Source organism: Rhizobium zaerense, assembly GCF_051810725.1.
GTDB lineage: Bacteria > Pseudomonadota > Alphaproteobacteria > Rhizobiales > Rhizobiaceae > Rhizobium > Rhizobium leguminosarum_I.
Genome location: NZ_JBPWQY020000005.1, coordinates 215,776 through 234,048, shown reverse-complemented (window position 1 = coordinate 234,048; position 18,273 = coordinate 215,776). Strand labels below are relative to the sequence as shown.

At 62.3% G+C, this 18,273-nt stretch carries 17 protein-coding genes and 1 pseudogene; 15 read left to right on the top strand and 3 right to left on the bottom strand.

Translation table 11 applies throughout. The annotated features are described in order from the left end of the window. The first annotated feature begins 19 nt into the window (after positions 1-19). From ACS4RR_RS31975 to ACS4RR_RS31965, 3 genes are read left to right on the top strand one after another with little or no spacing between them, the layout of a single operon-like run. A complete protein-coding gene (locus ACS4RR_RS31975) occupies positions 20-478 on the top strand; it encodes a DUF4126 domain-containing protein (RefSeq protein ID WP_162115298.1) in 459 nt (152 codons plus the stop codon). Further along, entirely contained in the window at positions 475-1,836 is a 1,362-nt protein-coding gene (locus ACS4RR_RS31970) for an FAD-containing oxidoreductase (protein WP_222280270.1), read from the top strand. The genes ACS4RR_RS31975 and ACS4RR_RS31970 overlap by 4 nt, the downstream gene beginning before the upstream one ends. A gap of 30 nt (positions 1,837-1,866) precedes the next feature. Continuing rightward, positions 1,867-2,436 carry a DedA family protein gene (locus ACS4RR_RS31965; RefSeq protein WP_260111832.1) on the top strand — a complete coding sequence of 190 codons (570 nt, stop codon included), beginning with the start codon at positions 1,867-1,869 and terminating at the stop codon, positions 2,434-2,436. Positions 2,437-2,448: 12 nt separating this feature from the next. On the opposite strand, the gene ACS4RR_RS31960 is transcribed toward ACS4RR_RS31965, so the two are convergent. Further along, positions 2,449-3,492: an NAD(P)-dependent alcohol dehydrogenase gene (locus ACS4RR_RS31960; RefSeq protein ID WP_260111831.1), complete on the bottom strand. Its 1,044-nt coding sequence runs from the start codon at positions 3,490-3,492 to the stop codon at positions 2,449-2,451. Positions 3,493-3,982: 490 nt separating this feature from the next. On the opposite strand from ACS4RR_RS31960, the gene ACS4RR_RS31955 reads away from it, so the two are divergent. The 8 genes from ACS4RR_RS31955 (at position 3,983) to ACS4RR_RS31920 (ending at position 12,727) form a co-directional block, all read left to right on the top strand. Continuing rightward, positions 3,983-4,072 (top strand): K(+)-transporting ATPase subunit F, encoded by a 90-nt coding sequence (locus ACS4RR_RS31955; protein ID WP_003547774.1) that lies wholly within the window; start codon positions 3,983-3,985, stop codon positions 4,070-4,072. A gap of 69 nt (positions 4,073-4,141) precedes the next feature. Next, the gene (kdpA, locus tag ACS4RR_RS31950; RefSeq protein WP_170277682.1) at positions 4,142-5,845 is read left to right on the top strand and encodes a potassium-transporting ATPase subunit KdpA; all 1,704 of its coding nucleotides are present in this window, start codon (positions 4,142-4,144) and stop codon (positions 5,843-5,845) included. A gap of 9 nt (positions 5,846-5,854) precedes the next feature. Beyond that, positions 5,855-6,010: a hypothetical protein gene (locus ACS4RR_RS31945; RefSeq protein WP_456190602.1), complete on the top strand. Its 156-nt coding sequence runs from the start codon at positions 5,855-5,857 to the stop codon at positions 6,008-6,010. A gap of 44 nt (positions 6,011-6,054) precedes the next feature. Then, the gene (gene kdpB / locus ACS4RR_RS31940) at positions 6,055-8,115 is read left to right on the top strand and encodes a potassium-transporting ATPase subunit KdpB (RefSeq protein WP_456190601.1); all 2,061 of its coding nucleotides are present in this window, start codon (positions 6,055-6,057) and stop codon (positions 8,113-8,115) included. Between the two features lie 20 nt (positions 8,116-8,135). Continuing rightward, positions 8,136-8,705, top strand: a complete 570-nt coding sequence (kdpC, locus tag ACS4RR_RS31935; RefSeq protein ID WP_260111829.1) for a potassium-transporting ATPase subunit KdpC — start codon at positions 8,136-8,138, stop codon at positions 8,703-8,705. 112 nt (positions 8,706-8,817) lie between these two features. After that, positions 8,818-11,526, top strand: a complete 2,709-nt coding sequence (locus ACS4RR_RS31930; protein WP_260111828.1) for a DUF4118 domain-containing protein — start codon at positions 8,818-8,820, stop codon at positions 11,524-11,526. Beyond that, positions 11,523-12,215 carry a response regulator transcription factor gene (locus ACS4RR_RS31925; protein WP_456190600.1) on the top strand — a complete coding sequence of 231 codons (693 nt, stop codon included), beginning with the start codon at positions 11,523-11,525 and terminating at the stop codon, positions 12,213-12,215. The genes ACS4RR_RS31930 and ACS4RR_RS31925 overlap by 4 nt, the downstream gene beginning before the upstream one ends. A 56-nt stretch (positions 12,216-12,271) precedes the next feature. Beyond that, complete coding sequence (locus ACS4RR_RS31920; RefSeq protein ID WP_456190599.1) at positions 12,272-12,727, top strand: PTS sugar transporter subunit IIA; 456 nt, start codon at positions 12,272-12,274, stop codon at positions 12,725-12,727. 113 nt (positions 12,728-12,840) lie between these two features. Here the strand turns inward: ACS4RR_RS31920 and ACS4RR_RS31915 are convergent, their stop codons facing one another. Continuing rightward, a complete protein-coding gene (locus ACS4RR_RS31915; RefSeq protein ID WP_017968352.1) occupies positions 12,841-13,857 on the bottom strand; it encodes a porin in 1,017 nt (338 codons plus the stop codon). Between the two features lie 12 nt (positions 13,858-13,869). Then, positions 13,870-14,103: a hypothetical protein gene (locus ACS4RR_RS31910; RefSeq protein ID WP_170258370.1), complete on the bottom strand. Its 234-nt coding sequence runs from the start codon at positions 14,101-14,103 to the stop codon at positions 13,870-13,872. Between the two features lie 117 nt (positions 14,104-14,220). Between ACS4RR_RS31910 and ACS4RR_RS31905 the strand changes: the two genes are divergently transcribed. From ACS4RR_RS31905 to ACS4RR_RS31890, 4 genes and pseudogenes are all read left to right on the top strand, one after another. Further along, on the top strand, positions 14,221-15,246 hold the full coding sequence (locus ACS4RR_RS31905; RefSeq protein ID WP_456190598.1) for a sulfate ABC transporter substrate-binding protein: 1,026 nt from the start codon (positions 14,221-14,223) through the stop codon (positions 15,244-15,246). An 8-nt stretch (positions 15,247-15,254) separates the two neighbouring features. Then, positions 15,255-16,112 carry a sulfate ABC transporter permease subunit CysT gene (gene cysT / locus ACS4RR_RS31900; protein ID WP_162115288.1) on the top strand — a complete coding sequence of 286 codons (858 nt, stop codon included), beginning with the start codon at positions 15,255-15,257 and terminating at the stop codon, positions 16,110-16,112. Continuing rightward, positions 16,102-16,974 carry a sulfate ABC transporter permease subunit CysW gene (gene cysW, locus ACS4RR_RS31895; RefSeq protein ID WP_017968349.1) on the top strand — a complete coding sequence of 291 codons (873 nt, stop codon included), beginning with the start codon at positions 16,102-16,104 and terminating at the stop codon, positions 16,972-16,974. The genes cysT and cysW overlap by 11 nt, the downstream gene beginning before the upstream one ends. 10 nt (positions 16,975-16,984) lie before the next feature. Beyond that, a pseudogene (locus ACS4RR_RS31890) lies at positions 16,985-18,024 on the top strand (sulfate/molybdate ABC transporter ATP-binding protein). Positions 18,025-18,273 lie beyond the last annotated feature (249 nt).

Genomic DNA, 18,273 nt, shown 5'->3' with positions numbered 1-18,273 from the left:
GCAAAAAGGGGGACCATGCATGTTTCTGCTTGTTGCATTGCTGATTGGTGTCATTGCCGGGCTTCGCGCCATGACCGCGCCCGCCGCCGTCGCCTGGGGCGCGGCGCTTGGCTGGTTTGATGTCTCGCAGACGCCGCTTGCGTTCATGGCTTACCAATGGACGCCGTGGATCTTCACGCTTCTCGCCGTCGTCGAACTGATTACCGACCAGCTGCCATCTACGCCTTCGCGCAAGGTGCCGGTGCAATTCGGCGCTCGCATTGTCATGGGCGGGCTGGCAGGTGCCACGATCGGCGCCGCCAACAGCCTGCTCTTCGGCGGGCTGATTGTCGGGGTGATCGGCGCCGTCATCGGCACATATGGCGGTGCTGCCGTCCGCGGCAGGCTCGCAGCGTCCTTCGGCAAGGATCTGCCGGCTGCTCTCATCGAGGATGCCGTCGCCGTCATCGGCGCGCTGCTGATCGTGGCCGTGTCATGAAGAGCTTCGACGCCATCGTTATCGGCGCCGGTCAGTCCGGCCCCTTCCTCGCTGCCCGGATGGTCGAAAAGGGCATGAAGGTGGCGCTGATCGAGCGCAAATTCCTCGGCGGCACCTGCGTCAATGCCGGCTGCATGCCGACGAAGACGCTGGTCGCCAGCGCCCGCGCCGCCCATGTCGCGAGAAACGGCGCCGTTTACGGCGTGAATCTCCAGGGCGAGATCGCCATCGACATGAAGGTGGTCAAAGCCCGTGCCGAAACCGTGACCATGAACGCCCGCAACGGCTTGATCAGCTGGTTCGCCGGCATGGACGGTATGACCGTGATTTACGGCCACGCCCGTTTCGAGGGCCCGAAGACCGTCAGCGTCAACGGCGAGACGCTGACCGCACCGCGCATCTTCCTCAATGTCGGCGCGCGGCCCGTCATCCCCGACCTGCCCGGGATCAACGATATCGACTATCTCACCAGCACCTCGATCATCCATCTCGACACGCTGCCGCGGCATCTGGCCGTCATCGGCGGCAGTTATATCGGGTTGGAATTCGCACAGATGTATCGCCGCTTCGGCGCCGAAGTCAGCGTCATCGAGCATGGCCCGAAGCTCGCATCGCGCGAGGACGAGGATATATCCGACGCGATCGCTGATGTCCTGCGCTCGGAGGGCATCGACATTCATACCGGCGCCAGCGACATCGCCTTCGCCAAGAGCAGCGACGGAATAACGGTCGCCACCGATTCAGCGAGAATCGATGCGAGCCATGTGCTGATCGCCACGGGCCGCAAGCCGAATACCGACGATCTCGGCCTCGATACCGCCGGCGTCATCACCGACAAGCACGGCTATATCACAGTCGACGACAGGCTTGCCACCAATGTCGACGGCATCTTAGCGCTCGGCGACTGCAACGGCCGCGGCGCCTTCACCCACACTTCCTACAATGATTTCGAGATCGCCGCCGCCAACCTGCTCGACGGCGACGATCGCAAGGTCTCGAGCCGCATCCTGGCCTATGCCCTTTATATCGACCCGCCGCTTGGCCGCGTCGGCATGACGGAGAAGCAGGCGCGTGCCTCGGGACGCAAGATCATGATCTCGACCCGGCCGATGAGCCGCGTCGGCCGCGCCAACGAGCGCGGCGAGACCAAAGGCTTCATGAAGGTGATCGCCGACGCCGAGACCAAAAAAATCCTCGGTGCGGCGATCCTCGGCATCGAAGGCGACGAGGTGATCCACGGCATCATAGACGCGATGAATGCGGGAACGACCTATCCGGCCTTGCAATGGTCGGTGCCGATCCATCCGACGGTGTCGGAGCTGATCCCGACGCTGCTTGGGGATTTGAAGCCAGTTTAGCTGTAGAAACCCCGGGCCGAGGACAGCTGCGTGTCTATCGAACTGCTGATCGAGCACTACGGCCTGTTGGCGATATTTCTGGGTTCAGCCTTCGAAGGCGAAACAGCCGCCTTCCTTGGCGGCGTGATTTCCCACCGCGGGCTGCTGACCTATTGGTCGGCGTCGCTTGCGGCAACGGCAGGATCGTTCGCCGGCGATCAGTTCTGGTTCTTCGCCGGCCGTTATGCGGCTCGATGGGGTCTCGTCCGCCGGCTGATGGAGACACCGGCGCTGGCGCGTGCAACCCGGCTCCTGGAAAGATATCCCACAGGCTTCATCCTTGCGTTTCGTTTCCTGGTGGGATTGCGGACGATCAGCCCGATCGTCATCGGCACGACGCGAATAGCGACCGGGAAATTCATGATCCTGAATGCCGTGGCCGCGCTGGTGTGGGGGCAGCTCTTCACGGCGCTGGGCTATTTGTTTGGGCACGGCCTTGAACAGACATTGGGCCGCCTTCCGCTTCACCGCCATCTCCTGATCGCAGTCGGAGCCGCGGCTGTCGTCGCAGCCGCGGCTCTTGCCTTTCGCAAGATGAAACTGAACGCCAAGCACTCATAGAGGTATGGCGTCCTATTCCATCACAATCTGCAGCTTCACGTCGCTCGGCCGCGCCTCGACGGCGCGGTCAAACGCCTTGATGGAATCCTCGAACTTGAACGTCTCTGATATCAGCGGCTTCAGATCCACGCGACCCGAGCCGAGCAGCGCGATCGAGCGCTCATACTGGTGCGCGTAGCGGAACACCGTCTCGATGCGGATTTCCTTGGTGGATGCCGTCGAGACGTCGAAGCCGATCGGGTTGACCGGCAGGCCGACGACGACGATGACGCCGCCCGGGCGCGGCAGCGCCATGATCGTCTCCCAGGCCTTTGGCGAACCGGAGCATTCGAAGACGACATCGGCGCCCCAGCCGTCGGTCAGCCGGGCAACTTCTTCGGCCAGGTTCTTCTCGCGGATATTGACCGGGATGACGCCCTGGTATTGTGCGGCGATATCGAGCTTCGGCTGGGCAAGATCAGCCACGATCGCGCGGGCGCAGCCGCCGGCAAGCGCCGCGATCGCCACCATCGTGCCGATCGGCCCGGCGCCGAGAACGACGGCAGTATCACCAGGCGTAATCTTCGCCTTGGCAGCCGCCTGCATGCCGACGGCGAAGGGCTCGACCATGGCGCCTTCGGCAAAGCTGACACTGTCGGGCAGCTTGAAGGTGTAGTTGGCGGGATGCACGACCTCTGGCGTCAGCACGCCATGGATCGGCGGGGTCGCCCAGAAGGTGACAGCCGGGTCGATATTGTACATGCCGAGCCGGCTTGCCTTCGAATTCGGATCGGGAATGCCGGGCTCCATGCAGACGCGGTCGCCCACTTTCAGATGCGTGACGCCGGTACCGACCTCGACCACCGTGCCCGCCGCCTCATGGCCGAGCACCATCGGCGCGTTGACGATGAAGGGGCCGATCTTGCCGTGGGTGTAATAATGCACGTCCGAACCACAGACGCCGACCGTGTGGATCCTGATCTTCACCTCGCCGGGGCCGGTTTCGAGCGGCAGATCGATATCGCGGAGCGCAAGCTCATGCTGGCGCTCGAGGACAAGCGCGCGGACTTTGGTCATCGTCGGTTTCCTTCCCTAATGGCTTGCCCATGACTCCATCGGGCAGCGTTGCAGCCGACTATAAAGCCCGAAGCCTTCCCAATTCAACCAGATTGCGAAGGCTTTTGCTCAACAAATGAAAAAATGCTCACTCGTACTTGCCGAGGCTCAGTGCCGGCAGCGGCCCGTCCGAAAACTGCGCCAACCTGGTCCGATGGTGAGCGGCCTCGCAAGCGCATTTATAAGATTTTTATATTGATGGCCTGTCGTCCGTCTCGAACCTTTATGCTCTTCGGCTCCATATTGACGTCCGAGAGATCGAAAGATCGTCTCCACGCCAGAAAGCATGAAAGGCGGCCTCCCAGCGCCCTTTGTCTTGTCTGACTCCAAGAAGAACGACAGGAGTCACGATCATAATGGATATCATTCTACTCGGCACGGCGATCATATTCTTTGCGCTGTGCTTTGCCTACACCCGAGCCTGCGACAGGCTTTGACAGGAGAAACGACGATGACCCTCGATTATGTCTTGAGCGGTGCCGTAACCGTGTTTCTCACCGTTTACCTCACCTACGCTCTCCTTCGCCCAGAACGCTTCTGAAGAGAACTGGCGCTTCTGGGGTCGCGCATGCGCGACCGAGAAGCAGCCGGGTATTGAAAGTTTACCTCCATGACCCTCAACGGATGGCTTCAGATCCTGCTTTACTGCGGGATCGTCCTCGTGCTCGTCAAACCGCTCGGCGGTTATATGACGCGTGTCTATAACGGAGAGCGCACATTCCTCTCCCCGGTCCTCGTCCCGATCGAACAGGGGCTTTACCGTATTGCCGGCACCAGCGAGCGCGAAGAGCAGCACTGGACCTCCTATGCCTTCGCGATGCTGATGTTCAACCTCCTCGGCGTCCTCGTCCTCTACGCGCTCCTGCGCCTGCAGGACGTCCTGCCCTATAATCCGGCCGGCATGGCCGCCGTCCCGCCGGAGCTTTCGTTCAACACCGCCGTCAGCTTTCCCACAAATACCAATTGGCAGAATTATGGCGGCGAAAGCACCATGTCGTATCTGACCCAGATGGCCGGCTTCACGGTGCAGAACTTCCTGTCGGCCGCGACCGGCATGGCGATCGCGGTCGCCTTCATCCGTGCCTTCGCACGGGCGTCGGGCAAGGCGATCGGCAATTTCTGGGTCGATATGATCCGCGGCACGTTCTATATCCTGCTGCCGATCTGCATCGTGCTGACCATCGTCTACGTCTATCTCGGCGTGCCGCAGACGCTTGGCGCTTATGTCAATGCGACCACGCTCGAAGGTGCGCAGCAGACGATTGCCGTCGGCCCGGTCGCCTCGCAGCTTGCGATCAAGATGCTCGGCACCAACGGCGGCGGCTTCTTCAACGCCAATTCGGCCCATCCGTTCGAAAATCCCAACGCGATCTCCAATCTCATCCAGATGGTCTCAATCTTCGCGATCGGCGCGGCTTTGACCAACGTCTTCGGCCGCATGGTCGGCAACCAGCGCCAGGGCTGGGCGATCCTTGCCACGATGGGCGTGCTGTTCCTCGCAGGTGTCGGTGTCACATATTGGGCGGAAGCTGCCGGCAACCCGCTGATGCACGTTTTCGGTCTCGGCGGCGGCAATATGGAAGGCAAGGAAGTCCGCTTCGGCGTTGCCTTGTCTTCGCTCTTTGCGGTCATTACGACGGCCGCTTCCTGTGGCGCGGTCAATGCCATGCACGGCAGCTTCACCGCGCTTGGTGGCCTGATCCCTTTGATCAACATGCAGCTCGGCGAAATCATTGTCGGCGGTGTCGGCGCGGGTTTCTACGGCATCCTTCTCTTCATCATCGTCGCCGTCTTCGTCGCCGGCCTGATGGTCGGCCGGACGCCGGAATATCTCGGCAAGAAGATCGAGGCGAAGGAAATGAAGATGGCCGTTCTCGCCATTCTCTGCCTGCCGCTCGCCATGCTGGTCTTTACCGCAATCGCCACCGTGCTGCCCTCCGCCGTCGCCTCGATCGGCACCGCCGGTCCGCACGGCTTCTCCGAAATCCTCTATGCCTATACCTCGGCTGCGGCCAACAACGGTTCGGCTTTCGGCGGCCTGACCGGCAACACGCCCTGGTACAACGTGACGCTCGGCATCGGCATGCTCGCCGGCCGCTTCCTGGTCATCATCCCGGCGCTTGCCATCGCCGGCTCGCTGATCGCCAAAAAGACGGTTCCGGCTTCGGCAGGCACCTTCCCGACGGATGGACCGCTCTTCGTCGGCCTGCTGGTCGGCACGATCCTGATCGTCGGCGGCCTGACCTTCTTTCCGGCCTTGGCGCTCGGCCCTATCGTCGAGCACTTGGTCATGATCGCCGGCCAGACCTTCTGAGGTGATGCCATGATCCTCCGTCACAGGCTTCGCAACGCCTCCCACCCTCGTCCCGGTGCGCCGGGACGAGGGAATGGCCCGACGACCCGCGCCCCCGACGTCATCCTGGTGATGATGGCAGGCCTCCTCGTCATCGCCGCCATCTTCAAAATCCTACAGGGCTGACCGGCCGCCGGTTCGCCATCCTCGTTTCAAAGCTGGAGTCTCTTATGAGCCAGGCAAAATCCGCGAGCATCATGGATTCTCGCATCCTCATTCCGGCCGTGGGCGCCGCTTTCAAGAAGCTGAACCCGCGCGCGCTTGCCAGAAACCCGGTCATGTTCGTCGTGGCCACGGTCTCCGTGCTGACCACCGTCCTCTTCCTGCGCGATTTCGTAGCAGGCAACGGTAATCTCGGCTTCTCGTTTCAGATCAATCTTTGGCTCTGGTTCACCGCCCTCTTCGCCAACTTCGCCGAAGCCGTCGCCGAAGGCCGCGGCAAAGCGCAGGCGGATTCGCTGCGCAAAGCGCGCACCGAAACCCAGGCGAAGCTACTCACCGCCAACAACGGCAGCGGCTACCGCATGGTGCCGGGCACCAGCCTTAAGGTCGGCGATATCGTGCTCGTCGAGGCCGGCGACATCATCCCGTCGGATGGCGAAGTGATCGAAGGTGTAGCCTCCGTCAACGAAGCGGCGATAACAGGCGAATCCGCCCCTGTCATCCGCAGATCCGGCGGCGACCGCTCGGCCGTCACCGGCGGCACGCAGGTACTCTCCGACTGGATCCGTGTCCGCATCACCGCCGCTGCCGGCTCGACCTTCATCGACCGGATGATTGCGCTCGTCGAAGGCGCCGAACGCCAGAAGACGCCGAATGAGATCGCACTCAACATCCTGCTTGCCGGCATGACGCTGATCTTCGTGCTTGCCACCGCGACGATCCCGAGCTTTGCCATCTATGCCGGCGGCTCGATCCCGATCATCGTGCTCGTCGCCCTCTTCGTCACCCTGATCCCGACGACGATCGGCGCACTGCTCTCGGCAATCGGCATCGCCGGCATGGACCGCCTCGTCCGCTTCAACGTGCTCGCCATGTCCGGCCGCGCGGTCGAAGCTGCCGGCGACGTCGACACGCTGCTGCTCGACAAGACGGGCACGATCACGCTCGGCAATCGCCAGGCAACGACCTTCCGTCCGGTCCGCGGCGTTTCCGAACAGGATCTCGCCGATGCCGCCCAGCTCGCCTCGCTTGCCGACGAAACGCCGGAAGGTCGTTCGATCGTCGTGCTCGCCAAGGAGAAATACGCGATCCGCGGCCGCGACATGGCAAGCCTGAAAGCAACCTTCGTGCCCTTCACCGCCCAGACCCGCATGAGCGGCGTCGATCTCGAAGGAGCCTCGATCCGCAAAGGTGCGGTCGATGCCGTGCTGGCCTATGTCAACGGCGATTCATCCTCGAAAAACGGCAGCGAGGTCGTGCGCGAACTGCAGTCGATCGCCGACGAAGTCGCCAAATCAGGCGGCACACCGCTGGCAGTTGCCCGCGACGGCAGGCTGCTCGGCGTCATCCAGCTGAAGGATATCGTCAAGGGCGGTATCCGCGAGCGCTTCACCGAGCTGCGCCGCATGGGCATTCGCACCGTGATGATCACAGGCGATAACCCGCTGACGGCAGCCGCCATTGCCGCCGAGGCCGGCGTCGACGACTTCCTCGCCCAGGCAACGCCGGAAATGAAGCTGGCGCTGATGCGCGAGGAACAGTCGAAGGGCAAGCTCGTCGCCATGTGCGGCGACGGCACCAACGATGCGCCGGCGCTCGCCCAGGCCGATGTCGGCGTCGCCATGAACACCGGCACGGTCGCCGCCCGCGAGGCCGGCAACATGGTCGATCTCGATAGCGATCCGACGAAGCTCATCGAGATCGTCGAGATCGGCAAGCAGCTCCTGATGACGCGCGGCGCGCTGACGACGTTTTCGATCGCCAACGACATTGCCAAGTATTTCGCCATCATCCCGGCGATGTTCCTGACCTTCTACCCGCAGCTCGGCGTGCTCAACGTCATGGGATTGTCGACGCCGCAAAGCGCCATCCTCTCGGCGATCATCTTCAATGCCCTGATCATCATCGCGCTGATCCCGCTGTCGCTGAAAGGTGTCCGCTACCGTCCGATCGGCGCCGGCGCGCTACTGTCGCGCAACCTGCTGATCTACGGTGCCGGCGGCATCATCGTCCCCTTCATCGGCATCAAGGCGATCGACATGGCCGTCGCAGCCCTCGGACTCGCCTGAACACTCCAAGGAGTAAGACAATGTTCAAAGAACTTCGTCCGGCAATCGTCATGATCGTCGCCACCACCGCCATCACCGGTCTTCTCTATCCCCTCGCCATGACGGGTGCTGCCCAGGCCCTCTTCCCGACCCAGGCGAACGGCAGCCTGATCGAGAAGAACGGCCAGGTGATCGGCTCGACGCTGATCGGCCAGGCCTTCACCAGCGACAAGTATTTCCACGGCCGCCCTTCGGCCGCCGGCGACGGCTACAATGCGGCTGCCTCCAGCGGTTCGAATCTCGGCCCGACCAGCCAGAAGCTGATCGACCGCGTCAAGGGCGACTACGAGACCGCCAAGGCGACGAACCCGAACGCGGAGGTGCCCGCCGACCTCGTCACCGCTTCGGGCAGTGGCCTTGATCCCGATATCTCGCCGGAGGCTGCCTACTTTCAAGTGGCGCGCGTCGCCAAGGCACGTGGTGTTGATGAGGCCAAGGTCAAGGCGCTGGTCGACGGTGTGGTTTATGCCCGCGAAATCGGCATTCTCGGCGAACCCACAGTCAATGTTCTGGCGTTGAACCAGAGCCTTGATGCTTCTATGACTCGGTAACCCTGGCAGGCTGGGCGCCCTTTTTCTTCCCATCGCTGCGCGCGTCGCAGGGACGAAGGATAGGAAGACATAGCGCCCCTCCTCGGCAGCCATCTGCAGAAAGACCACACGCATGCCAGACGACAATCGCGACCAGGCCGGCAGGCCCTCGCCCGATGCGCTTCTTGAAAAAGCCCGGGCGGAGTCGCGCGGCCGTCTGAAGATCTTCCTCGGTGCCGCCCCCGGTGTCGGCAAGACCTACGAGATGCTCGTCTCCGGCCGCGCCAAGATGGCCGACGGTCTCGATGTCGTCATCGGCGTTGTCGAAACTCATGGCCGGAAGGAGACCGAGGCGCTCGTCGCCGGCTTCGAGATCATCCCCCGCGTTGAAATCAGCTACAAGGGCCGGCCGCTCGAGGAAATGGACCTCGACGGCATCCTCGCCCGCCGGCCGGATCTTGTGCTGGTCGACGAACTCGCCCACACCAATGCCGAGGGCAGCCGCCATCCGAAGCGCTATCTCGATGTCAAGGAATTGCTCGATCGCGGCATCGACGTTTATACGACGCTGAATATCCAGCATGTCGAAAGCCTGAACGACGTCGTCTCGCAGATCACCCGCATCCGCGTGCGCGAGACGGTGCCGGACTCGATTATCGACCTTGCCGACGACGTCGAGATCATCGACCTGACGCCGGATGATCTGATCAAGCGTCTGCATGACGGCAAGGTCTACATGCCGCGCACCGCCGAACGTGCGCTGAGCAATTATTTCACCCCCGGCAACCTGACGGCACTGCGAGAGCTTGCGCTCCGCAAGACTGCCCAGCGCGTCGACGACCAGCTGCTCACGCATATGCAGGCCCATGCCATATCGGGCCCCTGGGCGGCGGGCGAACGCGTTCTCGTCTCGGTCGACCACCATCCGCGCTCCGCCTCGCTGGTGCGTTATGCCGCCCGCATGGCCTCGCGGCTGCGCGCACCCTGGGCGGCCGTCTATATCGAGACCAACCGCTCGATCAATCTGACGGAAGCCGAGCGCGATATCGTCGCCGCCACGCTGCGCCTTGCCGAGCAGCTCGGCGGCGAAGCGATCACCATTCCCGGCCGCGAGGTAGCCGAAGAGCTCGTCCGCCACGCCACCGCCAATAACGTCACCCATATCGTCATCGGCGCCCCGAAGAAGCCGACATGGCGCGACTGGTGGAGCCGCTCGATCACCGACGAGCTGATCCGCAAGACCGGCGAGATCAGCGTCCATGTCATTTCAGGCAATGAGAAGGACGGCACCACCGCGCGCGGCGTCAGGGCGGCCGCCACCCCGCCGCCACTGGATTTCAGAGCTTACCTGCTGGCGACCAGCTATGTCGCCATCGCGCTCGGCGTCAGCATCGTGCTCGACCAGGTGCTCGACGTGCGCAACCTCGCCCTCGTCTTCCTGATGGCGGTGCTGACCTCCGCCGTCCTCCACGGCCTGCGGCCGGCCCTTTACAGCTGCATCCTCAGCGCGCTTTCCTTCAATTTCTTCTTCCTGCCGCCGCGCTACACGTTGACGATAAGCGATCCGGAAAGCGTACTTGCGCTCTTCTTCTTCCTGGGCGTCGCCATCATCGCCAGCAACCTGACCGCGACCGTGCAGCGCCAGGCGGCCGCCGCCCGCCAGCGGGCGCGCACGACCGAGGACCTCTATCTCTTCTCTAAAAAACTCGCCGGCACCGGCACGCTCGACGACGTGCTCTGGGCGACGGCCTTCCAGCTCGCCTCGATGCTGAAGGTCCGCGTCGTGCTGCTGCTGCCGGAAGAGGGCGGTATCGCCGTCAAGGCCGGTTATCCCCCTGATGACACGCTCGACGATGCCGATATCGCCGCGGCCCGCTGGGCCTGGGAGCACAATCATGCCGCCGGCCGCGGCGCCGACACCCTGCCCGGCGCCAAGCGCCTCTATGTGCCGCTCCGAACCGGGCGCACCGCCGTCGGCGTCATCGGCCTCGACAGCGACCGCCGCGACGGGCCGCTGCTGACGCCGGAGCAACAGCGGCTGCTGGATGCGCTGGCCGATCAGGCGGCCCTTGCCATCGAACGCATCCAGCTTGTTGCCGATGTCGACCGGGCACGGCTTGCGGCCGAAGCGGACCGGCTGCGCTCGGCCCTGCTGACGTCGATCTCGCACGACCTGAAGACACCGCTGGCCGCCATCCTCGGCGCCGCCGGCACGCTGCGCGACTATTTCGCCTCGATGCCGGAGGAGGACCGCAGCGACCTGCTGTCGACCGTCGTCGACGAATCCGAACGCCTCAACCGCTTCATCGCCAACCTGCTCGACATGACCAAGATCGAATCCGGCGCGATGGAGCCGAACCATGCGCTGCATTATGCCGGCGATATCGTCGGCAGCGCGCTGCGCCGCGCGGCAAAGATCCTCGACGGCCATAAGACCGAGATGAGCATTCCTGCCGAGCTGCCGATGGTGCGCGTCGATCCTGTCCTGTTCGAGCAGGTGATCTTCAACCTGCTCGACAATGCCGCGAAATACGCGCCCGAGGGATCGGTGATCCATATCGGCGGCTGGGCCGATGCCGACAACGTCGTCGTGCAGATTTCGGACGAAGGCCCAGGCATTCCGCCGGCGGATCTTACCCGCGTCTTCGACACCTTCTACCGCGTGCGCAAGGGCGATCAGGTGCGCGCCGGCACCGGGCTTGGCCTTTCCATCTGTCGCGGCTTCATCGAAGCGATGGGGGGCACGATCACCGCCGGCAACCGCACGGGCCGTCCGGGCGCTGTCTTCACCATCCGCCTGCCGAAACCCACCGACATTCCAAAACTGGATGAACTCAAATGACCGGTTCAGCCGTCAAAATCCTCGTCGTCGACGACGAGCCTCCGATCCGCAAGCTGCTCCGCGTCGGCCTGACCGCGCAAGGCTACGAGGTGCAGGAGGCGCCGAACGCCAGCGCCGCCCGTCAGTCGGTCGCCGCCGACATGCCCGACCTCATCGTGCTCGACCTCGGCCTGCCCGATACATCAGGCCACGACTTGCTGCAGGCGTGGCGCGACGAAGGGCTTTCCATGCCGGTCGTCATTCTCTCCAGCCGCACTGACGAGGCCGGTATCGTCAAGGCGCTGGAAAGCGGCGCCGACGATTACGTCACCAAGCCCTTCGGCATCAACGAGCTCGGCGCCCGCATCCGCGTGGCGCTGCGCCACCGCCTGCAGCAGCAGGGCGAAAAGGCAATCTTCCAGACCGGCGGGCTGTCGATCGATCTCGTCAAGCGCATCGTCAAGGTCGACGGCCAGGAAATAAAGCTGTCGCCGAAGGAATACGACATCCTGCGCGTGCTCGCCCAGCACGCCGGTAAGGTGCTGACACACCCGTTTCTTTTAAAGCAGGTATGGGGGCCGGCGGCGGATGTGCAGTATCTGCGCGTCTATATCCGGCAGCTGCGGCAAAAGGTCGAGCAGCTTCCGGACCAGCCGCACTATATCACCACCGAGACCGGCGTCGGCTACCGGCTCAGGGAACCGGATTGACATCCCCTCCCTCCCGCTGCCCGAGCAGTATTGAGCCGAACAGTATTGAGAATGACATGAACCTTCTGAACATCATCCGGCCGGAACACACCTTCATCGGCGTGTCGGCGCCGACCAAATGGCGCGCGCTGCAGACCATCGCGGACAAGGCGGCCAAGGCATTCTCCGTCGATGGCCAGACCATCCTGAAGGCGCTCGAAGCGCGTGAGAAGCTCGGTTCCACCGGCATCGGCAACGGTATCGCCATTCCACATGCGGCGATCGACGGCATGACCAGCCCGCGCGGCCTTCTCATCCGCTTCGCCCAACCACTGAATTTCGAAGCGATCGACGATATCCCGACCGACATCGCCTTCGTGCTGCTCTTCGGAGAAAACAATCGCGGCGAATATCTGAACGTGCTGTCTGCCATCGCCAGGCGGCTGCAATCGGACGGCGTGCTTGCCGCCATGCGCAAGGCAAGAACGGGCGACGAATTCTATTCCGATTTCATCGCCGATTCACGGGTGTGACGTCCAAATTCAATAGCGAGAGCATGATGTCGTCCGAAGATCGCTCACACTTGTCGGCATCATAAAAAGGCGCGGCCCGAAGGTCGCGCCCGCTCATCTGCAATCAGACTATCTTAGAAATCGCGCTGGAAGCGCAGGAAGCCGAACACTTCGTCGTCGCCTTCGTCCTCATCGTGATATTGCACGCTGAGCTTCGTACGCAGGTCTTCGACGATCTGGTAGTCGATGGTGACACCTGTGGTATAGGCGCTGCCGCCGGTGAAGCCGTTGCCGTCAGCCTCGAGAGCGATGTTTTCGAAGTACTGGAAGCCGGGAGTGACCTTCCACTTGTCGTTGATCTTCAAGGCATACTCAGCTGCGATCGTCCATTCGGACTCTTCGTAGTAGTAGTTGGCGCCGCTTGCCCATACGCCGGCGATGCCGAGCGTGCCCGGGCCGATATCGGCATAGACGATGCCGCGGACAGCGACTTCGCTGGTGTCGGTGTCATAACCGGCAAGCAGGTAAGCGCTGATGGCGCCGGCCTTGTAGGAGACCTGGCCTGCGACACCAAAGTTGTTCGGGCCGTCGCCCGGCTTGGTGGCGTAGTCGTCTTCCAGTTCGTCGACCGAGATGCCGGCCGCGAAAGCGCCGGCCTCGTACTGATAACGGATCGAGTTGTGGGTCGTCTCGTTGCTGGCGAGCGTATCGGTCTCCCCGCTCATGTCGTCATCCCACCAGCTGTACAGCTTACCGACGCGGAAACCGGCAATGTCGATATAGCCTTCATCGAGCAATGCTTCCTGGTCGGTGGCATTGTCGACATTGTAACGCAGCGTGATGACGCCGGTGAGCGTGCCGTACTCGGTGTCGTTCTTGGCCTGGAAGGTGACCTGACCGCGAGTCCAGAAGTCTACGTCGGAGTCGCCGGAAATATGGTCACCGAAACGCACTTCAGTACGGATGTAACCGCCGATCGAAAGGCATGTTTCCGTCCCCGGAATATAAAAATAGCCGGTACCGTAGGCGTCGCAAACGCGAACATATTCCACGGGCTCGGGTTCCGCCGCCACGATGGCGTCGGCTGCACGGGCTCCGGAGGCCGCGGCAAGGGCGGCAACGGAGGCAAAAAGGATCGTCCTGATATTCATTTTGAATGGCCCTTAACAGGTTTGGAATGCGAGGCGCACTTCAAGGGTTGCCCCCGCGTTGCGGTCGGCGAATACGACCGCAACGGAGGCCATATAGGAATCCGCAAGTGCCATCGCGGCAAAATCTTGGCAAAAATCAGCACCATCATGTCGCTTTCGTGGAGGAACTGTGGCCAAAAAAACACGCTCCCGCGACACGACGGCGGGCGACGATCGATTGGCCGCGGCCAACTTCGGCACGTCCATTTCAAAACCGCCTCTTAAATGGAATGACGTTCTAACAGTCCGACTGGAACGGGAAGAAACTTCGTTTCATTATACGACTGAATTGATAGAGTTAAGACACAAAACAGGAGGGTTCCCATGCAGACACAACGGTTCACCCGGCTCCTCGCGGCGGCGGTCATGGCAGGCAGCTTCGCAATCGGGGGCATCGCTCCGGCATTCGCGGATCAGACGCTTCTTAACGTTTCCTACGATCCGACTCGCGAATTGTACAAGGATTTCAATGCCGCCTTTGCCGCCAAGTGGCAAAAGGACAGCGGTGAAACCGTGACGATCCAGGCATCGCATGGCGGCTCCGGCGCCCAGGCCCGCTCCGTCATCGACGGCCTCGACGCCGATGTCGTGACACTTGCCCTCGAAGGCGATATCGACGCCATCGCCAAGGCGACCGGCAAGATCCCGGCCGACTGGAAGACCAAGTTCCCCAACAATTCGACGCCTTATACGTCGACGATCGTCTTCCTCGTCCGCAAGGGCAACCCGAAGGGCATCAAGGATTGGGGCGATCTGGTCAAGGACGACGTGCAGGTCATCACCCCGAACCCAAAGACATCGGGCGGCGCGCGCTGGAACTTCCTTGCCGCCTGGGCATGGGCCAAGCAGGCCAACGGCGGCGACGAAGCCAAGGCGCAGGATTACGTTGCGAAACTGCTGCAGCACGTTCCGGTTCTCGACATTGGCGCCCGCGGCGCCACGACCACCTTCGTCCAGCGCGGCCTCGGCGATGTGCTGCTTGCCTGGGAAAACGAAGCCTATCTTTCGCTCGAGGAACTCGGTCCCGACCAGTTCGAGATCGTGACACCGACCTTCTCCATCCGCGCCGACCCGCCGGTCGCCATCGTCGACGGCAATGTCGACAAGAAGGGAACACGCAAGGTCGCCGAAGCCTATCTCAACTACCTCTATTCGGACGAAGGCCAGAAGATCGCTGCCAAGCATTACTACCGGCCGTTCAAGCCGGAAGCCGCCGATCCGGCTGACATCGCCCGCTTCCCGAAGCTGACGCTGGCGACCATCGACGACTTCGGCGGCTGGAAGAGCGCACAGCCGAAATTCTTTGGCGACGGCGGCGTATTTGACCAAATCTACAAGCCGGCCCAATAATAGACTTCATGAAAGCACATAGCCCCACGCGGTGGCGGTTCAAACGGCCGAGCGTCATTCCGGGTTTCGGAATGGCGCTCGGCCTTACCTTGACCTGGCTCACCCTTCTGATCCTCATCCCGCTTTCGGGCCTTGCCGTCCGGTCGAGCGCGCTCGGCTGGGAGAAATTCTGGTCGATCGCGGTCGATCCCCGCACGTTGAACGCACTGCGTATCAGCTTCGGCAGCGCCTTCATCGCCGCGATCGTCAACGCCGTCTTCGGCATCATCCTCGCCTGGGTGCTGGTGCGTTACCGCTTCCCCGGCAAACGCATCATCGATGCCATGGTCGACCTGCCCTTCGCGCTGCCGACCGCCGTTGCCGGCATCGCACTGGCGACACTCTATGCGCCGAACGGCTGGATCGGTCAGTTCCTGACGCCGCTCGGCATCAAGATCGCCTTTACGCCAGCCGGCATCGTCGTGGCGCTGATCTTCGTCGGCCTGCCCTTCGTGGTGCGCACCGTGCAGCCCGTCATGGAGGAGATCGACAAGGAAGTGGAGGAGGCTGCGGCAACGCTCGGCGCCAACCGCTTCCAGACGATTTTCCGCGTGCTGCTGCCGGGGCTGGCGCCGGCCGTGCTCACCGGCTTCGCGCTCGCCTTTGCCCGCGGCGTCGGCGAATACGGCTCGGTCATCTTCATCGCCGGCAACCTGCCGTTCAAATCGGAGATTGCGCCGCTGCTGATCATCATCAAACTCGAAGAGTATAATTACGCGGCAGCCACCGGCATAGCGGCGATCATGCTGGTCCTCTCGTTCGCCCTGCTGCTGGTCATCAACCTCATCCAGAGCTGGAGCAGGCGGAGGTATGGCTATGGCGCTTGATGCGACCGTTCGACCGGCAAAGCTGCGTTCGGTGACGACTGAACATCGGATCGCACGCTACAGCCTGATTGTCCTTTCACTCGTCTTCCTGCTGCTGATCCTGCTGCTGCCCCTCGCGGCCGTTTTCGTAGAGGCCTTCCGCAAGGGCACCGGCCCCTTCCTCGAGGCGCTCGGCGATGCGGAGACATTTTCGGCAATCCGCCTCACATTGATCGTCGCGGGGATCAGCGTGCCGCTCAACCTCGCCTTCGGGGTCACCGCCGCCTGGGCAATCGCCAAATTCGAGTTCAAAGGCAAAGCCTTCCTGACGACGCTGATCGACCTGCCCTTCTCGGTCTCACCCGTGATATCGGGCCTGGTCTTCGTTCTGCTGTTCGGCGCCAATACCTGGCTCGGCCAGTGGTTCAGCGCTCACGACATCAAGATCCTGTTTGCGGTGCCGGGGCTGATCCTCGCCACCATGTTCGTAACCTTCCCCTTCGTCGCCCGCGAACTGATTCCGCTGATGCAGGAACAGGGAACGGCCGACGAGGAGGCGGCCCTTTCGCTCGGCGCCAGCGGCTGGCAGACCTTCTGGCACGTGACCTTGCCGAATATCAAATGGGGCCTGCTCTACGGCGTGCTTCTCTGCAACGCCCGCGCCATGGGTGAATTCGGCGCCGTCTCAGTGGTATCAGGCCACATCCGCGGCCAGACCAATACCATGCCGCTGCAGGTGGAAATCCTCTATAACGAGTATAATTTCACCGGCGCTTTTGCCGTCGCCACGCTTTTGGCCTTGCTCGCGCTCCTGACTCTTGTTTTGAAGACGTTGCTGGAAATGCGCTATAGCGCCGAAATCGCCGCCAGCCGGCGGCACTGAAGGAATTGGAATGGAAGTACGCGTTCAAAACATTCGCAAGGAATTCGATCGTTTTCCGGCGCTGCACGATGTCTCGCTCGACATCCGCTCCGGCGAGCTGATCGCACTGCTCGGCCCTTCGGGTTCCGGCAAGACGACATTGCTGCGCCTGATCGCCGGGCTGGAAAGCCCGACGGAGGGGCTGATCTTCTTCGGCGACGAGGATGCCTCGAAGAAATCAGTGCAGCAGCGCAATATCGGCTTCGTCTTCCAGCATTATGCCCTCTTCCGCTACATGACGGTGCTCGATAACGTCACCTTCGGCCTGAGGTCAGAAAGGGTGCGCGGCGGCCTGCGAAGGCCGACATCCGCCGGCGGGCGCTGGAACTGCTCGACCTTGTCCAGCTTTCCGGTCTTGAAAAACGCTATCCCGCCCAGCTTTCCGGCGGTCAGCGCCAGCGCGTGGCCCTCGCCCGCGCTATGGCCGTCGAGCCGAACGTGCTGCTGCTCGACGAACCCTTCGGGGCGCTCGACGCCCAGGTTCGCAAGGACCTGCGCAAATGGCTGCGCGAGATCCACGACCGCACCGGCCACACCACCGTTTTCGTCACGCACGACCAAGACGAGGCCCTAGAACTCGCCGACCGTGTCGTCGTTATGAGCCAGGGGGCGATCGAGCAGGTCGGCACGCCCGATCAGGTCTACGATTATCCGAACTCGCCCTTCGTCTTCGGCTTCATCGGCCAATCGAACTGCCTGCAGGTCGAGATATCAGGCGGTGACATCCTCTTCGAAGGCCGTTCGCTCGGTCTTAATGCCGATGGTGAGCCCGAGGGACCCGCGCAACTCTATTTCCGCCCGCATGACGTCAGGCTCTGCGAATCAGCCGAAAACTGCATAGCCGGCCAGCCGGTCTCCAGCCGCCGCGTGGCAGGCACCCGCCATATCGAATTGGATATCGGCAACGACCGCCCGCATATCGAGATCGAATTGCCGCCGAGCGAGGCCGACAGGCTTGACCGCAACCGGGTAGCTTTCAAGCCAACCCGCTGGAAACTGTTCCGCAGTTGATGGAGATTGGGGCAGCGCCGCGCGTCTTTTCGGGAGCTGCAAAAGACGCTGTAACACTTTGAATTGCTGCATAATTTTATCCTTGGATCGATTCCGATCTCGGGAATCATGGAATGGCTCATCGCCGGAATCGTATTTGGCGAGAGGCCCTTAAGGTTTTTGTTATCTAAGGTTGTTTGTATTTCAGTCATATGACGAGTAAAACGTTTTCGCTTAATCATGAAGGGCTGAACTAATTCCGTAGGAGGC